Annotated in this window: 17 protein-coding genes and 1 pseudogene; all 18 read right to left on the minus strand. The window is 73.8% G+C overall.

All coding sequences use genetic code 11. From position 1 onward, the window contains the following. Window positions 1-82: 82 nt before the first annotated feature. Window positions 83-676 (minus strand): annotated as a pseudogene (gene lspA, locus PVK37_RS28410) (signal peptidase II); the annotation flags it as partial. 68 nt (window positions 677-744) lie between these two features. Beyond that, entirely contained in the window at window positions 745-1,164 is a 420-nt protein-coding gene (locus PVK37_RS28415) for a TraR/DksA family transcriptional regulator (RefSeq protein WP_275030892.1), read from the minus strand. Between the two features lie 222 nt (window positions 1,165-1,386). After that, entirely contained in the window at window positions 1,387-2,889 is a 1,503-nt protein-coding gene (locus PVK37_RS28420; protein WP_275030893.1) for a potassium/proton antiporter, read from the minus strand. Between the two features lie 22 nt (window positions 2,890-2,911). After that, window positions 2,912-3,217, minus strand: a complete 306-nt coding sequence (locus PVK37_RS28425; RefSeq protein ID WP_275030894.1) for a DUF167 domain-containing protein — start codon at window positions 3,215-3,217, stop codon at window positions 2,912-2,914. 10 nt (window positions 3,218-3,227) lie between these two features. Next, window positions 3,228-3,935, minus strand: a complete 708-nt coding sequence (locus PVK37_RS28430) for a hypothetical protein (RefSeq protein WP_275030895.1) — start codon at window positions 3,933-3,935, stop codon at window positions 3,228-3,230. A gap of 50 nt (window positions 3,936-3,985) precedes the next feature. Continuing rightward, on the minus strand, window positions 3,986-4,789 hold the full coding sequence (locus PVK37_RS28435) for a DivIVA domain-containing protein (RefSeq protein WP_275030896.1): 804 nt from the start codon (window positions 4,787-4,789) through the stop codon (window positions 3,986-3,988). Window positions 4,790-4,841: 52 nt separating this feature from the next. Then, the gene (locus tag PVK37_RS28440) at window positions 4,842-5,141 is read right to left on the minus strand and encodes a YggT family protein (protein ID WP_275030897.1); all 300 of its coding nucleotides are present in this window, start codon (window positions 5,139-5,141) and stop codon (window positions 4,842-4,844) included. 29 nt (window positions 5,142-5,170) lie between these two features. Then, window positions 5,171-5,884: a cell division protein SepF gene (locus PVK37_RS28445; RefSeq protein ID WP_275030898.1), complete on the minus strand. Its 714-nt coding sequence runs from the start codon at window positions 5,882-5,884 to the stop codon at window positions 5,171-5,173. Window positions 5,885-6,075: 191 nt separating this feature from the next. Next, complete coding sequence (locus PVK37_RS28450; RefSeq protein WP_275030899.1) at window positions 6,076-6,822, minus strand: YggS family pyridoxal phosphate-dependent enzyme; 747 nt, start codon at window positions 6,820-6,822, stop codon at window positions 6,076-6,078. 42 nt (window positions 6,823-6,864) lie between these two features. Then, a complete protein-coding gene (ftsZ, locus tag PVK37_RS28455) occupies window positions 6,865-7,977 on the minus strand; it encodes a cell division protein FtsZ (protein WP_275030900.1) in 1,113 nt (370 codons plus the stop codon). A gap of 239 nt (window positions 7,978-8,216) precedes the next feature. Next, the gene (locus PVK37_RS28460; RefSeq protein ID WP_341483402.1) at window positions 8,217-9,116 is read right to left on the minus strand and encodes a cell division protein FtsQ/DivIB; all 900 of its coding nucleotides are present in this window, start codon (window positions 9,114-9,116) and stop codon (window positions 8,217-8,219) included. Beyond that, window positions 9,113-10,726: a UDP-N-acetylmuramate--L-alanine ligase gene (murC, locus tag PVK37_RS28465; RefSeq protein ID WP_275030901.1), complete on the minus strand. Its 1,614-nt coding sequence runs from the start codon at window positions 10,724-10,726 to the stop codon at window positions 9,113-9,115. The genes PVK37_RS28460 and murC overlap by 4 nt, the downstream gene beginning before the upstream one ends. Window positions 10,727-10,838: 112 nt before the next feature. Next, the gene (gene murG / locus PVK37_RS28470; protein ID WP_275030902.1) at window positions 10,839-11,945 is read right to left on the minus strand and encodes an undecaprenyldiphospho-muramoylpentapeptide beta-N-acetylglucosaminyltransferase; all 1,107 of its coding nucleotides are present in this window, start codon (window positions 11,943-11,945) and stop codon (window positions 10,839-10,841) included. Next, window positions 11,945-13,351 (minus strand): FtsW/RodA/SpoVE family cell cycle protein, encoded by a 1,407-nt coding sequence (locus PVK37_RS28475; protein WP_275035258.1) that lies wholly within the window; start codon window positions 13,349-13,351, stop codon window positions 11,945-11,947. The genes murG and PVK37_RS28475 overlap by 1 nt, the downstream gene beginning before the upstream one ends. A 310-nt stretch (window positions 13,352-13,661) precedes the next feature. Further along, the gene (mraY, locus tag PVK37_RS28480) at window positions 13,662-14,786 is read right to left on the minus strand and encodes a phospho-N-acetylmuramoyl-pentapeptide-transferase (RefSeq protein WP_275030903.1); all 1,125 of its coding nucleotides are present in this window, start codon (window positions 14,784-14,786) and stop codon (window positions 13,662-13,664) included. Then, a complete protein-coding gene (locus tag PVK37_RS28485) occupies window positions 14,783-16,198 on the minus strand; it encodes a UDP-N-acetylmuramoyl-tripeptide--D-alanyl-D-alanine ligase (RefSeq protein WP_275030904.1) in 1,416 nt (471 codons plus the stop codon). The genes mraY and PVK37_RS28485 overlap by 4 nt, the downstream gene beginning before the upstream one ends. Then, complete coding sequence (locus tag PVK37_RS28490) at window positions 16,195-17,775, minus strand: UDP-N-acetylmuramoyl-L-alanyl-D-glutamate--2,6-diaminopimelate ligase (protein ID WP_275030905.1); 1,581 nt, start codon at window positions 17,773-17,775, stop codon at window positions 16,195-16,197. The genes PVK37_RS28485 and PVK37_RS28490 overlap by 4 nt, the downstream gene beginning before the upstream one ends. A gap of 52 nt (window positions 17,776-17,827) precedes the next feature. Beyond that, window positions 17,828-20,086, minus strand: a complete 2,259-nt coding sequence (locus PVK37_RS28495; protein WP_275030906.1) for a peptidoglycan D,D-transpeptidase FtsI family protein — start codon at window positions 20,084-20,086, stop codon at window positions 17,828-17,830. Between the last annotated feature and the right edge of the window lie 3 nt (window positions 20,087-20,089).

Genomic DNA, 20,089 nt, shown 5'->3' on the forward strand with positions numbered 1-20,089 from the left:
CGGTACCGACGTCGCTCTGCCCGGTCCCGGCGTCGGACCGCCCGGCGTCGGCCGGCCCGGCGTCGGACCGCCCGGTCCCGGCGTCGGTCGGCTGCCGGTCCCCGGTCGGCTCCCGGTCGGCGGACCGGAGCCGGCTGCCGTCGCGCTGCCGGCCGGTGAGTTCCAGGACGATGGCCAGGGTCACCCCGGAGACCAGGGCGCTGTCGGCGAGGTTGAACACCGGCCAGACCCGGCCGTACGCGTCGAACAGGCTGACCATGTCGACCACGTGCCCGACGAAGTGCCCGGGGGCCCGGAAGATCCGGTCCGCGAGGTTGCCCAGCGCGCCCCCGAGCACCAGCCCGAGCGAGACCCCCCAGGGCACCGAGCGCAGCCGCAGCGCCATCCAGCCGATCCACCCGATCACCCCGAAGGTGATCACCGAGAAGACCCAGGTGTGGTCGGAGCCGAGGCTGAAGGCGGCCCCGCTGTTGCGGGTCAGGGTGAGGTAGACCGCCCCACCGAGCAGCCGGACCGGCTCGCGGTCGTCGAGCGTGGCCAGCGCGAGATGCTTGGTGGAGAGGTCGGCCAGGAAGGCGAGCGCGCCGGTGAGGGCGAGGACCACGATCGCGCGGCGCCGGGGCTTGACGCCGCCCGGCTCAGCGGTTCCGGGCCCGGTCGGCCCTGCTGCCGTCATGTGCTCCCCATCGACGCTCCGCGGTGATCACTCACCGGCCTCCGATCCCGGAGCGGGGGAGCGACTCCTCAGCGTCGCTCCTCCAACTGCTTGCAGGTCACGCAGAGGGTGGCCGACGGGAAGGCGGCGAGCCGCTCCACCGGGATGGGGTTGCCGCACCGCTCGCACCAGCCGTAGCCACCCTCGTCGAGCCGTTCCAGGGCCCGCTCGACCTGCGTGATCCGCTCCAGGATGCTGTTGGCGAGGGAGATCTCCTGCTCCCGCTCGAAGGTCCGGGAACCGGTGTCGGCCGGGTCGTCGCCGGCCGAGTCGGTCAACCGGTCGCGCTGAAGCTCGGTGATCTCGCTCAGGGTCTGATCGTACTCGGCACGCAACTCGTCCCGCCGCGCCGCCAGGGCGGCCCGGATCTTGTCGGTCTCCGCGGTGCTGCGGGTGGCCTTCGCCGCCGGCTTGCGGCCGGCGGTCCTGGTCTCGGCTGGCTTCGCCATGGTGCCTCCCTCAACCGCGGCACCCGCGCCGGTCGCCGGTGCCTGGACGGGGTCCGCCCGGCAGGGCGTCCCCCCACGAACAAAAGGGGCGCGCGGCAGCCGCCGCGCACTCCGGAGAATCGCAAGAATACGGAACGTACAGGCGTCCGACAACGTGCCGCACCGGGATCCCGTATTTCAGCCCCGAACAATGACCAATCGGAGTAAAGGGACAATAGCCTGTCAACCGCCGCTATCGCCGCCGTTTTCCCCGAACCAGCGGGCCAGCCGACCACGCCGGCTGACCGCCCGCAGGCGACGCTCAGCCTCGTCCCGCACCTCGGCCGTCGCCACGATCAACAGGCTGTCCCCGACCTTCAGCCGGGTGTCCGGCCCCGGCACGAAACCGCTGCCGTCCCGCAGCACCAGGGTCACCGACGCGCCCAGCGGCAGGCGCAACTCATCGACGTGCACCCCGGCCAGCCGCGATCCCGCCGGCACCTCCAGTTGCAGCAGGTCCGCCCGCATCCGGTCCAGCGGCGCGGTCTCCACCCGGATCTCCGCCGCCTCCGCCGGCGCGGTCACCCGCAGCCAGCGGGCCGCCGGCGCCAACGTCCCGGCCTGCACCACCGTGAAGATCACCACCAGCACGAAGACCGAGTCGAAGAGCCGGTCCGCGCCGGGCACCCGTTCGGAGAGCGGGATGGTGGCGAGCACGATCGGCACCGCGCCGCGCAGCCCCGCCCAGGACAGGAACGCCTGCTCCCGCAGGCCGAACCGGAACGGCAGCGCCGACGCGGCCACGCTCACCGGCCGAGCCAGGAAGAGCAGCGCCGACCCCGCCACCAGGGCCGGCAGGATCGCCTCGCCCAGCCGGGCCGGGGTGACCAGCAGGCCGAGCAGCACGAACAGCCCGATCTGGGCCAGCCAGGCCAGCCCGTCGGCGAAACCCAGGATGGCCTGGCGGTGCGGCAGCCGGGCGTTACCGAGCAGCACCCCGGTCACGTACACGGCCAGGAACCCGGAGGCGTGCACGACCGCCCCGGCCGCGTACGCCAGCACGGTGAACCCGACCACCGCGATCGGGTACAGCCCCGCCGACGGCAACGCGGCCCGGCGCAACGCCAACCGCCCGAGGTACCCGGCGGCGAAACCCACCAGGGCCCCGACCACCAGTTCGTACCCGACCAGCAGCAGCTCGTACCACCACGGGTGCGGCAGCGGGAAGCCACGGGACAGCAGCACCACCAGCAGCACCACCGGGGCGTCGTTCATCCCCGACTCGGCCTCCAGGGTCGCCACCAGCCGGGGTGGCAGCCGCAGCCGGCGCAGGGTGGCGAAGACCGCGGCGGCGTCGGTGGAGGAGAGCACCGCGCCGTACAGCAGGGCCAGCCGCCAGTCCAACCCGAGCAGCAGGTGCACCGCCAGCCCGACCACCAGGATGCTCACCAGCACACCCGCCGTGGACAGCGCGGTGGCCAGGCCGAGCACCGGCCGCAGCGTGCTCCACCGGGCGGTCAGCCCGCCCTCCGCGATGATCACGATGAGCGCGCAGAAGCCGAGGGTACGGGTCAGCTCGGCGTCGTCGAAGTCGATGCCCAGACCGGACCGGCCGATCGCCATGCCCAGCGCCAGGTAGACCAGCAGGCTCGGCAGCCCCAGCCGGCTGGAGAACCGGACCGCGCCGACCGCCACCAGCAGCACCGCCGCCCCGACCAGCAGCGCCACGTCCAGTTCGGGCGTCACGGACGCCGCCCGTGCGCGTCGGTCACCCGGCCGGTCCGTCGCGCAGCCGGGACAGCAGCGCGACCACCGCCGGTTCGGCCCGCGCCACCAGGAACAACTTGTCGCGGCTGGCCGCTCCGGCCCGCAGCGACACCACGGCCGGGCGTACCCCGAGCGCCTGGGCCAGCGCCCGGCGGGCCGCCTCGGTGGCCCGCCCGTCCACCGCGGGCGCGTTCACCGCGATGACCAGGGCCGGCCCGTGCGGACCGTCGAACCGGCCGCCGACCCGGGCCCGGGACGCCCCCGGTTTGACCCGGACCGCGACGGTCAGCGTGTCGTCCCCGGCCACGGCGCCGCGGTCAGTACGACGGACGCGCGTCGGCGAGCAGGGCGGTGTCGGGCGCGCAGTCCGCGCAGGGGGTGAAGCCGAGTTCCACCGCCTCCGACACGGGCAGTGGCTCGGGGTTCCGGCCGAGCAGGTGGACGCAGTCGGCGAGGTGGTAGCGGGGGCGGCCGTCGATCACCAGCACCTCGCTGCCGAGCCGGGCCACCCGGGCGGCGTCGTCCGGGGCGACGTGCTGCACGCCCGGCTCGTCGTCCACCGGCCCGGCGTCAGCGCCCGGCGACCCACCCGGGGAGGTCGCCGCCCCCGGGGTGGACGGGGTCGTCCCGGCGTTGGGGGTGGCCGGCGGATCGGGCACGGTCGCCGACGGCCCGGATGGTTGCCGCCATCCGCTGTCGTCGGCGTCGACCGTCGTGGGAACGAACTGGACCGGGATGGTCGGCTCGGCCGGCTCCGGACCTTCCGGTCCGACCGGCTGCCGGTCCCGGGTCACCCGGGTGCCGGTCGCCGGCGCCCGGTCGCGGGCACGCCACCCCGCCGGACCGGTGGTCTGGTCCGCCGCCGCCCGGGCGGTGGCTGCCTGGCGGGCACCCACCACGAGGGCCACGGCGGCCAGCAGACTGGCCGCGATGGAGGCGATCAGCAGGAAGCTGGAACCGCCGACCAGACCGGCCACCAGAAGCACAACGGCGACGAGGATGAGCAGCAGACTTCCGACTATCACGGCTCACCCCCGACGCGTCGTTGACGGACCGGTTCCAGTGCTGACCGGACTCAGTGCCCGGCTTCCAGGGCGTTGGAGCGACCGGCCCCACCGAACGAGCCACCGAGGCCCGCGGTGGCCAGGCCACCACTGCCCACGCTGCGCCCGCCCTCGCCGCGGCTGGTGTCGGCCTCGATCTCCTGACCCCGGGCACCGAGGTCACGGAGCTGGCTCTCCAGGTACGCCTTGAGGCGGGTACGGTACTCCCGCTCGAACTGCTTCAGCTCCTCGATGTGCTTCGAGAGCGCGGTGCGCTTGGCGTCCAGGCCGCCCATGGCCTCCTGGTGCCGCTGGCGGGCGTCCCGCTCCAGCGCGTCCGCCTTGGCGCGGGCCTCGCGGGTGACCTCCTCGGCCTTCGAACGGGCCTCGGAGAGCAGCTGGTCGGCCTCGCGACGGGCGTCGGAGAGGTGGTCGTCGGCGGTCCGCTGCGCCATCATCAGCACCCGCAGCGCCTGCTGCTCACCGTCACCGGCGGCGGCCGGGCCGCCCTGCGAACGGACCTGCTCCAGCTCGGCCTGCATCGCGCGGGCGGCCTGCTCGGCGGCGGCCTTGTCGCGCTGCACCCGGTCGAGCTGGGCTTTGACGTCGTTCAGCTCGGCGGCGAGGCGGGCGTCGCCGCCGGGGCCGGCCGGAGCGCCGCCGCGGCCGCCACGCTCCACCTGGGCGCGGAGCTCGTTGTTCTCCTCTATCAGACGGGCCAGCTCGCGCTCGACCTCGTCCAGGAAGGCGTCAACCTCCTCCTCGTCATACCCCCGCTTGCCGATCGGCGGCTTTTTGAAGGCGACGTTGTGGACGTCGGCCGGGGTCAGCGGCATCGAAACTCCTCGGGTCAGTTGCGGCCGCGTAGCGGGCTGGGTCACCGGGTTCTCACCCGAGGATCAGCCGCCTTAACACGAACTCCATCAGCACGAACAGGATAACCAGGAGCACAAGGGAAGCCAGGTCGATGCTCACGGTACCAATTCGCAGCGGAGGGATCACTCGCCTCAACGCCTTGAGAGGCGGATCAGTGACGCTCCACACGGACTCCAGTCCCACCGACGCCCCCCGTCCCGGCTGCCAGCGACGACCGTACTGGAGGACGGCGCTGAGCACGAACCTGGACAGCAGGAGGAGCAGGAAGACGTAGAGGATCAGGTACAGCACTTGCAGCAGGATCGACAACACGACAGGCGACGTCCCTCGGTCCGGGGGTGTTAACCCAGGCTGAAAAAGCCGCCCTCGGCGATCTTGGCCTTGTCCTCCGCGGTGACCTGGACATTGGCCGGCGAGAGCAGGAACACCCGGTTGGTCACGCGCTCGATCGTACCCCGCAGCCCGAACGCCAGTCCGGCGGCGAAGTCGACCAGACGGCGGGCGTCCGCCTCGTCCATCTCGGTGAGGTTGATGATCACCGGCACGCCGTCGCGGAAGTGCTCGCCGATCGTCCGGGCCTCCCGGTAGGTGGTCGGGTGCAGCGTGGTGATCTGGTACCGCTGCTCCTCCTCGGCGACCACGGCCCGCTCCCGCTCCCGGGGCTGCGCCTGCGGTGCGAGGGCGAGATTGTCCCGGGTGTGGTAGCTCAACGCGCCGGAGCCGTCCCCGCCGGACCGGGTGATGGACCGGACGCTGGCCCGCTCCACCCGCTCCGCCCGGTCGGCACGCTCCGGACGGTCGGTGTCGGCCCGGTCGCTCTCCGCCCGCGAGGTGGCCCGCTCGGAGAGCCGGCTCCGCTCCGAGGCGCGGGGCCGAGGTGCCGGCGGCTCGTCGTCCTCGTCGTCGGAGTCGTCGGCGAACTCCTCGGCGTACCGGCTCTGCCGGTACCGCGACTCGCGGTAGCCGCCCTTGTCGTAGCCACCGTCGTCGTAGCCCCGCTCGTCGTCCTCCTCGACGAGACCGAGCCAGACCCCCGCCTTGCGCAGTGCACCCATCGCCGCGCCCTTCCCGTCCGCCGTGCGGCACGCGCCCCCGTGCCCGTGTCGCGTGTCGCGGGTGGGACATTCCGTGCCCACCGGACCGGACCGGCAACCCCGGCGCGCGATTCGCGGTCGCCCGCCCGACCCCCGACGTGGGGACGCCGGCCCAAACAACACTGATGTAATTTGCTCTTTCCCGGGCCAGGCTACCGCAGCGTGGGACGCATTCCGAGCAACGCGCTGCCGACACGGACATGTGTCGCGCCGTACGCGATGGCGGCTTCCAGGTCGCCACTCATCCCGGCGGAGAGCGCGACGGCCTGCGGGTGGGCCGCCCGGAAGCCCTCCGCCACCCCGGCGAGGGTGGCGAAGGCGCGCTCCGGCTCCCAGCCCAGCGGGGCCACCGCCATCAGGCCGGCCAGCCGGAGCGGACCGGCGGCGGCGACCGCCTCGGCCACCCGGTCCAGCCCTCGCTCCGGGTCGGCCGAACCCGGCAGCGCCCCACCCCGGGCCGGGTCGCCGTCGATGCTGACCTGGACCAGCACCTCCAACGGACGGTCCCGGCCCCGTTCCGCCGCCACGCCGAGCGCCCCGGCCAGCCGGACACTGTCCACCGAGTGGACCACGTCGGCGTAACGGACCACCGACCGGCACTTGTTGCGCTGGAGCTGGCCGATGAAGTGCCACCGGGGGTGCGCCCCGGCCGCGGCCACCTCGGCGGCCTTGGGGGCGGCCTCCTGGTCGCGGTTCTCCCCCATGTCGGGTACGCCGAGACCGGCCAGCGCGACCACGTCGCTGGCCGGGTACGTCTTGGTCACCGCGATCATGGTCACCTCGGTGTGGTCCCGCCCGGCGGCGGCGCACGCGTCGGCGATCCTGGCCCGCACCCGGGCCAGCCCGGCGGCGAGTTCGGCACGGCGGTCGGGTGGTACCGGGGTGGCTCGGTCGGTCATCGGCGCGGCTCAGGACCCGTTCGTGCGGACGTCGGGCACGGCTCAGGACCCGTTCTTGAGGAAGTCGGGCACGTCCACGTCGTCGAAGAGGACGCGGCGCGGCGACTGGGTGGGCGGGGGCATGGTCTGCGGGGGCGCCGGAGCCGGCGGGGTGGTCGGCTGGTTCTGGTTGCTCTTGCGCGCCGGCTCGACCGACTTGTACGCCGGGGTGCCCCCGTCGAACCCGGCGGCGATCACGGTGACCCGCACCTCGTCGCCGAGCGCGTCGTCGATGACCGCGCCGAAGATGATGTTGGCGTCCGGGTGGGCCGCGTCGGTGACCAGCTGGGCCGCGTCGTTGATCTCGAACAGGCCCAGGTCGGAGCCGCCGGCGATGGAGAGCAGCACGCCCCGCGCGCCGTCCATGCTCTGCTCCAGCAGCGGGCTGGAGATGGCCGCCTCGGCCGCCTCGACCGCGCGGTTCTCGCCCCGGGCGCTGCCGATGCCCATCAGCGCGCTGCCCGCGCCGCTCATCACGCTCTTGACGTCGGCGAAGTCCAGGTTGATCAGACCCGGGGTGGTGATCAGGTCGGTGATGCCCTGCACACCGGAGAGCAGCACCTGGTCGGCGGTACGGAACGCGTCCATCATGCTGATGCCCCGGTCGCCGAGGGCCAGCAGCCGGTCGTTCGGGATGACGATGAGCGTGTCGCACTGGTTGCGCAGCTCGTCTATCCCGGCCTCGGCCTGCACCTGGCGGCGCTTGCCCTCGAAGGAGAACGGCCGGGTGACCACACCGATGGTCAGCGCGCCGAGCTTGCGGGCGATGTTGGCCACCACGGGCGCGCCGCCGGTGCCGGTGCCGCCGCCCTCGCCGCAGGTCACGAAGACCATGTCGGCGCCCTTGAGCACCTCCTCGATCTCGTCGCGGTGGTCCTCGGCGGCGTTCTTGCCCACGTCCGGGTTGGCGCCCGCGCCGAGACCCCGGGTCAGCTCGCGGCCGACGTCGAGCTTGACGTCGGCGTCGCTCATCAGCAACGCCTGCGCATCGGTGTTGATCGCGATGAACTCGACGCCCTTGAGCCCAACCTCGATCATGCGGTTGACGGCGTTGACGCCGCCGCCACCGATGCCGACGACCTTGATGACCGCCAGGTAGTTGTGCGGAGGTGTCATCTCCGGTCCTTTCCCTTCGAGATTGGCCACGTCGACCGGCGGCCGCCCCGGATCGCCGCCGACGTCAACTATCACCCGCGAGGAGAAGGGCTAACCCTTACCCTCTACTAGAGGCTTACAGTTATGTCAACTATTGATCCTCTTCGGGGCAAGGTAAGCGCCACCGCGCGATGAGCCAAGGACCTGGCCGGCGTGTCGTCCCGGAGAGGGGAATGCCTCACCTCTCCCCCCCGTCCCGGTCACCGGAAGGTGACCACGTCGGGCGCGCTCACGTCGATGGTGTCGACATCCCGACCGAGCAGACTGGTCGCCACCCGGGCCTTGTCCGCCCCCCGGGTCGCGTCCCCCCAGACGACGGTCCGCTCCCCGGTCAGCCGCACCTTGATCCGGGCCAGCCCCTCCACGGTCACGTCCACCAGGGCCGCCCGCAACTGCGGGGTCAACGCGGCCAGCACCTGCAACGCGGCCCGGGTCTCCGGATCGGCCGGGCCGGGCCGGGCCACCCGGGCCAGCGGCAGGTCCGCCGGCCGGCTGGGTTCGGTCCGGAACGCCACCCCGGACCGGTCCACCACCACGAACCGGTCGCCCTGCGGGACCACCGCCACCGGCGTCCGCTCCACCAGGGTCACCACCAGGGTGTCCGGCCAGTCCCGGGTCACCGTCACCCGCTCCACCGGGGGCAGCTTCCCGATCCGGCGGGCGGTGGCGGCCAGGTCCACCCGGGCCAGCGGCACCCCGTCCGGGACCGCCGCCGCCTCGCGTACCTGCACCGGGGTGACCAGCTCGGCCCCGGTCACCCGGACCTCGCGGACGCCGAACAGGCCGGTGCCGAGCAGTGTCCAGGCGACCAGACCGGCCAGCGCCAGCATCCCGCCGGCGACCGCCCACGGCAGGGCCGCCCGCATCCGCCGCTGCCGGGCCCGCTGCATGAACCGGCGGGTCGACGGCGGCACCGCGTCGCTGCCCGCCCGGACCAGTTGCCACCGCCGGGCCGGGCCGCGCCGGCCGGCACCGCCGTCCGGACCACGCCGGGCGGCACCGGCGTCCGGGCCCCGCCGGGCGGTACCGGTACCGGAGCCCCGCCGACCGCCACCGGCGTCCGGGCCGGTCGTCCGGCCACGCGTCCGGCCGGAACTCATCCGGCCGTGGGTGCCGCGCCGTCCGTACCGCCGGGGCTGCCGGCGGTCGGCACGGTGCCGGCGGCCTCGGTGACCGGCGCGACCGTCGTGCCCACCGGGCCGATCGGGGCGGCGGTGGCCGCTGTGCCGTCCGGGGCCGGCGTGCCGGCAACGCCATCGAGGGCCGGCGTGCCGGCCGCGCCCGGGTCGCCGGTCCGGGCCAGCAGGGCGTCGAGGAGCTGGTCACCCATCAGCGAGATCGGCGGCGCGCCCATGGTCACCACCACGTCGCCGGGACGGGCCCGGCGGGCCACCTCCACCGGCGCGGCCTCCCAGGAGTCCACGAAGACCTTCCGCCCGGCGGGCAGGTCGATCGCCTCGATCAACGCCGCCGAGCCCTCCCCCGGCTGGCGCAGCTCACCCGGACCGAAGACCTCCAGCAGCACCACCTCGTCGGCGATCGCCAGCCCCTCGGCGATCTCGGCCTGCAGGTCCCGGGTCCGGTAGAGCCGGTACGGCTGGAACACCACGATCAGCCGGCCGTCCCCGGCCACCTCGCGCAGCGTCCGCAGCGCCAGCGTGATCGAGGTCGGGTGGTACGCGTACTCGTCGTAGACCAGCACCCCGTCGGCGACGCCCTTGCGCTCGAACCGCCGCCGTACCCCGGGGAAGGCCGCCAGCGCGTCCGTCGTCGCCGTCAGCGGCAGGTCCAGCAGGTACGCGGTGAGCACCGCGGCGGCGGTGTTCAGTCCCATGTGCCGCCCCGGCACCGGCAACCGGATCTCGCCGAGCGACCGGCCGTCCACCTCGGCCAGGTAGTGCACGCCCCGGGCCGAGGAGGCCATCTCGGACAGTCGCAGGTCGGCGTCGGACGACTCGCCGTACGTGTACACCCGCCGGCCCTCGGCACGCAGGATCGCGGCCAGTTCCCGGGTACCCGGGTCGTCGGCGCAGGTGACGATGAAGCCGTCCGGGTCGGTCAGCCGGGCGAAGTCGGCGAACGCCGCCTTCAGGTTGGCCAGGTCGCCGTAGGTGTTGAGGTGGTCCGGCTCGATGTTGGTGATCACCGACACGAACGGGCGGTAGATGAGGAAGGACCGGTCGCTCTCGTCCGCCTCGACTACGAAGTACTGCCCGGTGCCGTGGTGCGCGCCCGAACCGACCTCGGAGATCTCCCCGCCGATCACGAAGGACGGATCCTCGCCGGCCCGCTGCAACACCATGGTGACCATCGAGGTGGTGGTGGTCTTGCCGTGGGTGCCGGCGACCGCGATCGCCCGCCGGCCGGTCATCGCCGCCGCCAGGGCCTCGGAGCGGTGCAGCACCCGCAGGCCGCGCCGCCGGGCCTCGACCAGCTCCAGGTGGTCCCGGGGGATCGCCGTGGAGTAGACGACCGTGTCGACCCCGTCCAGGTTGGCCGCCTCGTGGGTCATGTGGATGGTCCCGCCGAGCGCCCGCAGACCGGCCAGCGAGGGCCACTCCCGCAGCTCGCTGCCGGTGGTGCGGATACCCCGGGTGAGCAGCAGCCGGGCCAGGCCGACCATGCCGACCCCGCCCACCCCGATCAGGTGGACGGTGCCCAGGTCCTCGGCGGTCAGCGTGCCGGCCGGAGAGAACTGCGCGGTGTTCATGTCGAAGACCTTCCCGTCGTACTCGCCCGGGTCACCGGGCCGGTGGTACTCGCCCGGATCAGCGGGCCGGCGCTGTCCACCCGGGTCACCGGGCCCATGCCGCCCGCCCGGGTCACCGGGTCACCGCCTCGTAGACGAAGCGCAGCAGCGCCTCGTCGCCGTCGCGCCGGCCGTAGTTGGCGGCGGCGGCGCCCATCGCGGCGAGTCGCTGCGGATCCCGGATCAGCGGGATCACCGTACGCTCCAGCCAGGCCGGGGTGAGTTCGGCGTCGTCGACGAGCAGCCCGCCGCCGGCCTCCACCACGGGCAGCGCGTTGCGCTTCTGCTCCTGGTTGCTGTGCGGGTACGGCACGTAGATGGTGGGCAGCCCGATCGCGGCCACCTCGGCGCAGGTCATCGCGCCACCCCGGCCCAGCATCAGGTCGGCGGCCGCGTACCCCAGCTCCATCTCGGACAGGTAGGGCAGGGTGACGTACGGCACCGGCAGGTCGGACGGGACCGGCACCGGCTCGTTGCGCGCGCCGATCACGTGCAGGACCTGGATGCCGTGCCGGGCCAGTTCCTTGGCCGCCCCGGAGACCGCCAGGTTGATCGAACGGGCGCCCTGCGAGCCACCGGCGACGAACAGCACCGGCAGGTCGGGGCGGAGTCCGAGCCGGGCCCGCGCGGCGTGCCGGTGGGCGGCCCGGTCCAGCCCGGCGATGCCCCGGCGCAGCGGCACCCCGACGACGCGGGCGTCCCGCAGCACCTCGGACTGCACCGGCTGGTGCGGGAAGCCGGCCGCCACGTGCCGGGTGAACTTCATGCCCAGCCGGTTCGCCACCCCCGGCGGCACGTTCACCTCGTGGATCACGATGGGCAGTTCCCGCCGCCAGGCGGCCAGGTAGCCGGGGACGGAGACGTACCCGCCGAAGCCGACGACCACGTCGGCGCGGACCTCGTCGATCACCTTGCCGGCGGCGCGGGCCGCCGTCCACATCCGGGTCGGGGTCTTCACCAGGTTCAGGTTGACCGAGCGCGGCAGCTGGTAGGCGGGGATGGTCCGCAGGTCGTAGCCGTGCGGCGGGATCAGCTCGTTCTCCAGGCCCTTCGGTGTGCCCAGGCAGGTGATCCGGACGCCCGGGTCGTGCCGGCGCAGGCAGTCGGCGAAGGCGAGCAGCGGGTAGATGTGTCCTCCCGTGCCACCTCCGCAGAGCACCACCGAACGCAGCGGACCCATCAGCGTCTCCTCTCACTCGCCGTCCCGGCGCGGCCCCGGTCGGCCCGGGTGCCGCGCGGCGCGGTCTCGTCGTCGTCCTCCCGCCGCGCACGCGACCGGGGTACGGACCCACGGGCAGCCGGGGGCGTCGCCGGCCGGCGACGCCGGCCGGGAAGCGGCGGCAACGGGGCCCAGACTAGTCGGACCCATCGGGCCGGCGGACGGGCGTGCAGGGCCCGGGCCGCGTCCGGTTCGGCCCGGGCGAACGAGGCGAGCATCCCGATCGCGGCGAGCGTGACCACCAGCGCGCTGCCGCCGTCGGAGATGAACGGCAGCGGCAGGCCGGTGATGGGCAGCAGCCCGACCACCCCACCGATGTTGATCACGGCCTGGCTGACCAGCCAGGTGGTGACGGCGGCGGCGGCCAGCCGGCGGAACGGGTCCTCGACCCGGCGGGCGATCCGCAGCCCGGTGTAGGCGAGCACCGCGAACAGCGCCAGCACCACCGCGCAGCCGACCACCCCGAGTTCCTCGGCGATGACCGCGAAGATGAAGTCGTTGTTGGCGGCGGGGAGCCAGTCCCACTTGAGTTTGCCCTGGCCCAGCCCGGCCCCGAACCAGCCGCCGTAGTCGATCGCGGTCCGCGCCTGGTCGGCCTGGTAGCAGTCCTTCAGGTCGCAGTCCTCGGGCCGGCTGATGAACATGGTCAGCCGGGCCAGCCGGTAGTTCTGCTCGCCCTTCTCGCCGGAACCGGCCCCCAGCGAGGCGACCGCGACCAGCAGGCCGACCCCGATCAGGCCGAGCACCGACAGCGCGGCGAAGACCCGCATCCGTACCCCGGCCGCCCAGAGCAGCCCGACCACCAGGGCCAGCAGGCAGAGCATGGTGCCCAGGTCGTTGTAGCCGACCAGGACGAACAGCAGGCCGACCGCCGGGAACAGCGGGGTGGCCAGTTCCCGCCACCAGCCCAGCTTCGCGCCCTTGCGGGCGATCACGTCGGCTCCCCAGAGCACCAGGCCGAACTTCGCCAGCTCGGAGGGCTGCACCTGGATCGGGCCGAGGTAGAGCCAGAGCAGGTTCGCCTCCAGCGGCCCGATCTTCGACGCGGTGTTCGCCAGCGACCCGTACGCCAGCAGCAGGTTCAGCAGCAACAGCAGCACCACCGACAGGCCGAGCACCGGCAGGCCGAGCACCCGGAAGGTCCGGGCCGGCAGCCGCTGGCAGGCCCAGAACGCGACGATGCCGATGACGGCGAAGATGGCCTGCTTGGTGAGCGCGGCGAAGGCGTTGCCCTCCCGGGCGTACGCCTGGACGCTGGTCGCGGAGAAGACCATCGTCAGGCCGATGACCAGCAGCAGCCCGGCGCTGGAGATCAGCAGGTAGTAGGAGGCCAGCGGGCGGGCGAGCAGTCCGCGTAGCGCGGCCAGACCGCCCACCGCGTCCAGGCCGCGCAGCGGCGCCGGCGGGTCGGCGGTACGCCCCGCGCCGGTGGCCCGCTGGGCCGCGGCCGGGCCCGGGGTACGCGGTGACGCGCCCGTGGCACGCTGCGGCCCGTCGGTCGACTTGCTGGTTCCTCGGTCCTCCCCCACCCGCTCATCATGGCCGCTGGCCCGGCCCGGTTCGCGCCGAACCCCCGACTCTCGGCGTGTCGGGGGTGCGGAAGGGCTTCCTGCGGGGCACCTCGTGGTACCAGGAAGCCCTTCCGCACCCGGGCGACGGGCGCGCAGCGCGGCCGGATCAGCCGACGTTGGCGAGGAACTCGCTGTAGAACAGGCCGAGGGCGATGGCGACGCCGATCCCGGCGATGATCCAGAACCGGACCACGATGTTGACCTCGCTCCAGCCGGCCAGCTCGAAGTGGTGCTGCAACGGGGACATCCGGAACACCCGCTTGCCGGTGGTCTTGAAGGAGATGATCTGGATGACCACCGACATCGTGATGATCACGAAGAGCCCGCCGATGATCGGCAGCAGCAGCACGGTACGGGTGGACATCGCCATGCCGGCGATCAGCCCGCCCAGACCGAGCGCGCCGGTGTCACCCATGAAGATCCGGGCCGGCGAGGTGTTCCACCAGAGGAACCCGACACAGGCCCCGGCCGCCGCGCCCGCGATCAGCGCGATCTCCAGCGGGTCCCGGACGGTGTAGCAGTACTCCTCGGTGTAGTTCGGGTCGGCGCACCAGTGCCGGTACTGCCAGAACGCGATCAGCGCGTACGCGGCCAGCACCATCACCGACGCGCCGGTGGCCAGGCCGTCCAGACCGTCGGTGAGGTTCACGCCGTTGGTGGCCGCCATCACCACGAAGATGAAGATGACCACCGAGGCGACCTTGCCGACCTCCAGCGCCGGGATGTCCCGGATGAAGCTCAGCGTGGTGCTGCCCACCGTCTCCACGTTGGTGGCCGCCCCGGAGACGTCCGTCATGGTGCTCGGGAACCAGAGCGCCACCACGCCGAAGACCGCGCCGACCAGGATCTGGCCGATCAGCTTTGCCCGCGCGCTGATGCCGCCGCTGTTGCGCTTGCGGACCTTGACGAAGTCGTCGATGAAGCCGACCGCGCCGGAGAAGACCATCAGCCCCAGCAGCACCAGCGCCGTGATGGTCGGCTCGACCTGGGCGATCTGCGCGTCGGGCAGGGTGGTCAGGGCGAGGTGCCCGGCCACGTACGCGATGACCGTGGCGATGATGAACACCACCCCGCCCATGGTGGGGGTGCCCTTCTTGCCCTGGTTGCTGGCGAGGCCGATGGACCGGATCGGCTGACCGGCCTTGAGCCGGGTGAACACCTTGATCGCGATCGGGGTGGTGAGCAGCGAGATCAGGAAGGCCACCCCGATGGCCACGATGACCGCCCTCACCGGGCGGCCTCCCCCGCCGGGGCTGACCCGCCCGAGGCGTCGACGCGCAGCGCGTCGGCGACCTCCCAGGTGCGGTACCGGGAGCCCTTCACCAGGACCACGTCCCCTGGCCGTAGCTCACTTCGCAGCACCTCGACGGCCGCCGCCTGATCGGTGAGCAGCACCGATTCTCCTCCCCAGTTGCCTACCGCTGTCGCGCCTGCACAGATCGGGGCCGCCGCCTCGCCCACCACGAGCAGGCGGTCGACACCCAGTTCGGCGGCCAGTTGGCCGACCTCCCGGTGTCCGTCGACCTCGAAGGGCCCCAGCTCGGCCATGTAGCCGAGCACCGCGATCGTCCGCCCGTCCCGGCGCAGGCCGGCCAGGGCGCGCAGGGCGACCGCCATCGACGCCGGGTTGGCGTTGTACGAGTCGTCGATCACCGTGACCCCGTCGGGCCGGTCGAAGACGTCCATCCGCCGGGTGGAGACCAGCCCCAGCCCACCGAGCGCCTCGGCCAGCTCGGCCAGCGGCATGCCCAGCTCACGGGCCACCGCGGCGGCGGCGAGGGTGTTCGAGACCTGGTGGCGGCCGGTCAGGCCGAGCCGTACCGGGGCGCTCCCCTCCGGCGTCACCAGCGTGTACGACGGACGGCCCCGGTCGTCCAGGGTCACCTCGGCGGCCCGCACGTCGGCGTCGACCGCCTCGCCGAAGCGGACCACCCGGCCCCGGGTCCGGGTCGCCATCGCGGCCACCAGCGGGTCGTCGGCGTTGAGCACGGCCAGCCCGTCGGTCGGCAGCGACTCGACCAGCTCGCCCTTGGCCAGGGCGATCGCCTCGCGGGAGCCGAACTCGCCCAGGTGGGCCACCCCGACGTTGAGCACCACGGAGATCCGGGGCGGCACCACCTCGCACAGGTACCGCACGTGTCCCACCCCCCGGGCGCCCTTCTCCAGCACCAGGAACCGGGTCTCCGGCCCGGCCTGCAACGCCGTGTACGGGTGCCCCAGCTCGTTGTTGAACGACCCGGGCGGGGCCACCGTCGGGCCGAGCCGGGCGGTGAGCTGGGCGATCAGGTCCTTGGTGCTGGTCTTGCCGGAGGAGCCGGTGATCCCGACGACGGTCAGCTCGGGCAGCCGGTCCACCACCGCGCGGGCCAGCCGCCCCAGCGCGGTGAGCGCGTCGTCGACCAGCACCATCGGCACCCCGGACAGTTCCCGGGTACCGAGCACGGCGACCGCGCCGTCGGTCACCGCGCCGGCCGCGTAGTCGTGCCCGTCGACCTGCTCACCGGGGAACGCCACGAACAGCCCGCCGGGGCGTACCTTGCGGGAGTCGAACTCGACCGGGCCGGTCACGGTGGCCTGCGGGTCGGCCCCGACCAGCCGCCCGTCGACGGCGGCGGCCAGCTCGGCCAGGGTCAGCGCGATCACGGCTGACCCACCCGGTGTCCGAAGCGGGCCCGCAGCGCGGCGGCCAGCTCGGTCCGGTCGTCGAACGGGAGCACCGCGCCGCCGACCTCCTGCCCGCGTTCGTGCCCCTTGCCGAGCACGGCGATCACGTCTCCCGGCCCGGCCAGCCGGACCGCCTCGTCGATGGCGGCCCGCCGGCCGGCCACGTCCAGCACCGTCACCGGCGTACCGGCACGCCGCACCGCGGTCTCCGCGCCGGACCGGACCTCGGCCCGGATCGCGGCCGGGTCCTCCGTCCGGGGGTTGTCGTCGGTCACCAGCACCACGTCGGCTCCCTCCGCGGCGGCGGCCCCCATCACCGGGCGTTTACCCCGGTCGCGGTCGCCGCCGGCACCGATCACACAGATCAGCCGGCCGCCGTCGACGGTCAGGTCACGCAGCGCGGCCAGCGCCGCCACGATCGCGTCCGGCTTGTGCGCGTAGTCGACCACGCCCCGCACCGGGCCGGGCGCGCCGACCAGTTCCAGCCGCCCCGGCACGCCGGCGCAGTCGGCCACCCCGGCGGCGGCGGTACCGGCGTCCACCCCGACGGCGACCAGGCTGGCGATGGCCAGCAGGGCGTTGGCGACGTTGTGCCGCCCGGGCAGCGCCACCCCGGCGGCCACGGTGAGCCCGTCCGGGCCGTGCGCGGTGAACCGCTGGGCGTACCCGGCGTCGTCGACGTCGGAGGCCCACCAGGTGGCGGTGGGGTTCCCGGCGGCCGAGTAGCTGACCGTGGCCGGCTTGAACAGCGGGCGCAGCGCCGGGTCGTCGAGGTTGAGCACCTCGGTGGCGCACCGCCCGTCGAACAGCTTCGCCTTGGCCGCGAAGTACTCGGCGCTGTCGGCGTGGAAGTCGAGGTGGTCGGAGCCGAAGTTGGTGTAGCCGCCGACGGCGAACCGGACGCCACCCACCCGGCCCATCGCCAGCGCGTGGCTGGAGACCTCCATGACCACCGCGGTCACCCCGCGTTCCTTGGCGGCGGCGAGCATGGCGTGCAGGTCGGTGGCCTCCGGGGTGGTCCGCACGCTGTCGATCACCAGGTCACCGAGGCGGGTCTCCACCGTGCCGATCAGGCCGGTGACGTGACCGGCGGCCCGCAGACCGGACTCGACCAGGTACGCGGTGGAGGTCTTGCCGGCGGTGCCGGTCACCCCGATCACGGTCAGGCCCTCGGTGGGGTCGCCGTACACGGCGGAGGCGAGCGGGCCGAGCGCGGCCCGCGGGTCGGCGACCACCAGGGCGGGCAGCCCGGTCGCGGCCACCGCCGGCAGGCCGGCGGAATCGGTCAGCACGGCCACCGCGCCGGCCTCGGCGGCGGCGGCGGCGAACTCCGCGCCGTGCCGGCGCGCGCCGGGCAGCGCGGCGTACAGGTCGCCGGGGCGGACCTCCTGGCTGGCGTGGGTCACCCCGCTCACCGGTACGTCCATGGCGTCGGCCGGGGGCGCGACGCCGAGCCGGGCGGCGAGGTCGCCGAGCCGGATTTCGGTCACCGTCTCAGGGCGTGGATTGCCGGGCACGGCGTCAGACCCTACCCGGTCGGTCGCTTCGGGCCGCACAGCCGCCCCGGTGGTTCGTCCCCACCAACCGATGATGTCGCGGTACCGCTGGTCAGCGGGGATAGACGACGAAGTCCGGGGCCTTGGTGCTGCTCGGAGGCACCTTGTAGTGGCTCAGCGTGAACCCCATCATGTCGCGGAAGGCCGGGCCGGCGATCGCCCCGCCGCCCCCGCCGGGGGTGTCCGCGAAGACGGCGATCACGTAGCGCGGGTTCTCCGCCGGGGCCATCCCGATGAACGAGGCCACCTCACCGGGCTGCACCTTCCCGTTGACCAGCCGCGAGCCGGTGCCGGTCTTGCCGGCGATCCGGTACCCGTCGACCCGGGCGGTGGTCCCGGTGGCCCCCTCGACCGTGGTGACCGCCTCCAGGATGGTGCGCAGCGCCTTGGCGTTCTCCGGGCTGAGCACCGACCGGGTGACCGGTGGCTTGGCCGGGGTGCGCTTGCCCTCCGGGTCGATGGTCTCCTTGATCAGGCGGGGCTGGACCCAGGTGCCGTTGTTGGCGATGGCGGCGTACACGGCGGCCATCTGCAACGGGGTGGCGTCCACGCTGTGCCCGATCGGCACCGACCCGGCCGACGACCCGCTCCACTCCGACGGCGGCAGCAGCCGGCCGGACGCCTCGCCGTCCATCCCCACGTCGGTACGTTTACCCAGGCCGAAGCGGCGCTGGTAGTCGTAGAGCCGCTCCTTGCCGAGCTGGTCGGCGATCTTGATGGTGCCCACGTTCGACGAGTACGCCATCATCCCGGCCAGGCTCATCCGCTGCCCGTTCGCCTTGTGCGTGTCGGAGAACGGGGTGTCGCCCTTGACGATGGTGTTCTCCACCGGGAAGGACGTGTCCGGGGTGATCACGCCCTCCTGGAGCGCCGCGCCGAAGGTGATCGCCTTGTGCACCGAGCCGGGGTCGACCACGAAACTGGTGGCGGCGTCCTCCCGGTCGGTGGGTTTGCTCTTGCGCGGGTCGGCGGCGTTGTAGGTGGGGTGGCTGGCCTGGGCGAGGATCTCGCCGGTCCCGACCTCGATGATGACCGCCGCGCCGGTGGTGCCGCCGACCTGGGCCATCCGGTCGGAGAGGATCTCCTGGCACCGGTACTGCAGGTCCCGGTCGATGGTGAGCTTCAGCGAGCTGCCCGGCTGCGCCGGGGTGGTCTCGCTGCGGCCACCGGGGATGGGGGCGTTCAGCGTGCCCGCGCCGACCTCGAAGGTACGCCGGCCGTCCTCGCCGTCGAGCAGGTCGTTGTAGCGGGCCTCCAGCCCCTCCACGCCGGCCATGTCCGGGCTGGTGAAGCCGATCAGGTTGGCGGCCAGGTCACCGCCGGGCACCTCGCGCCGCTCGTCGCGGTGCGCGCCGATGCCGGGCAGGTCCAACGCCATGATCTTCCGCGCGGTGCCGATGTCGACGCCCCGGGCCAGGTACTCGAACTGGGACGCCACTCCGTCCTCGCGGATCCGGGGCTTCATCTTCTGGGCCAGTTCGGAGGAGGGGATGCCGAGCAGCCCGGAGAGGGCCTGCGCGGTGGCCGGGGCGTCCTGGATCCGGGTCGGGTCGGCGAAGATGTACCGGGCCTCGACGCTGCGGGCCAGCGGGTTGCCGTCGCGGTCGTAGATCGCCCCCCGGGGGGCGGGCAGGTCCACCGTGGCGATGCCGGTGCCGGCGTACGCGGGTGCCTCGACGGCCTGGAGGACGACCAGCCGGATGCCGATGACCGTGAACAGGGTGAGGGTGAGCAGGGTGCCGAGCCGTAGCCGGCGGCCCGGGTCGGCGAGCTTCGGCGGACGGCGCGGTTTACGGCCGGGTCGCCGGGCGGGACGGCCGGCCGCCGGCCGGGCCGGACGACGCCGGGGCGGGGGTGTCTCCTCCGCCCACTCGTCGGCGGCGCGCGGGTCGACGGTGCGGATCACCGCGGACCGGCCGGCCGCCGGGGCGGACCGGCGACCGGTGCGCTCGGCGGCGGTACGGCCACCGTCGAGCACCTGCAACGCGGGGCGGAACGGGTCGGTGGACCGGGTGCCGCGCGGAGTACGCCGCTGGTCGCCGCCGGCGGTGCGGCGGGCGGCGGCGGTCCGTTCCTCGCGTTCGGTCCGGCCGGTACCCGGCTCGCGTGCGCCGGCCCGTTCGTCCCGGCCGGCGGTGTGTTCGCCCCGGGTCTCCCGGATCGTGCGGCCCCGGGGCGTGTACGCGCGGGCGTCGGAGATCCGCCCGACGCCCGGCTCACGCGGCTCGGCGCCCCGTTCGGCGGCGCCACGCGACGAGCCGCGCCGGGAGCCTGTGGCGTCCCGGCGCGGTTCCTCCGACCTCGGGGCCACGGG

Source organism: Micromonospora cathayae (assembly GCF_028993575.1).
GTDB lineage: Bacteria > Actinomycetota > Actinomycetes > Mycobacteriales > Micromonosporaceae > Micromonospora > Micromonospora cathayae.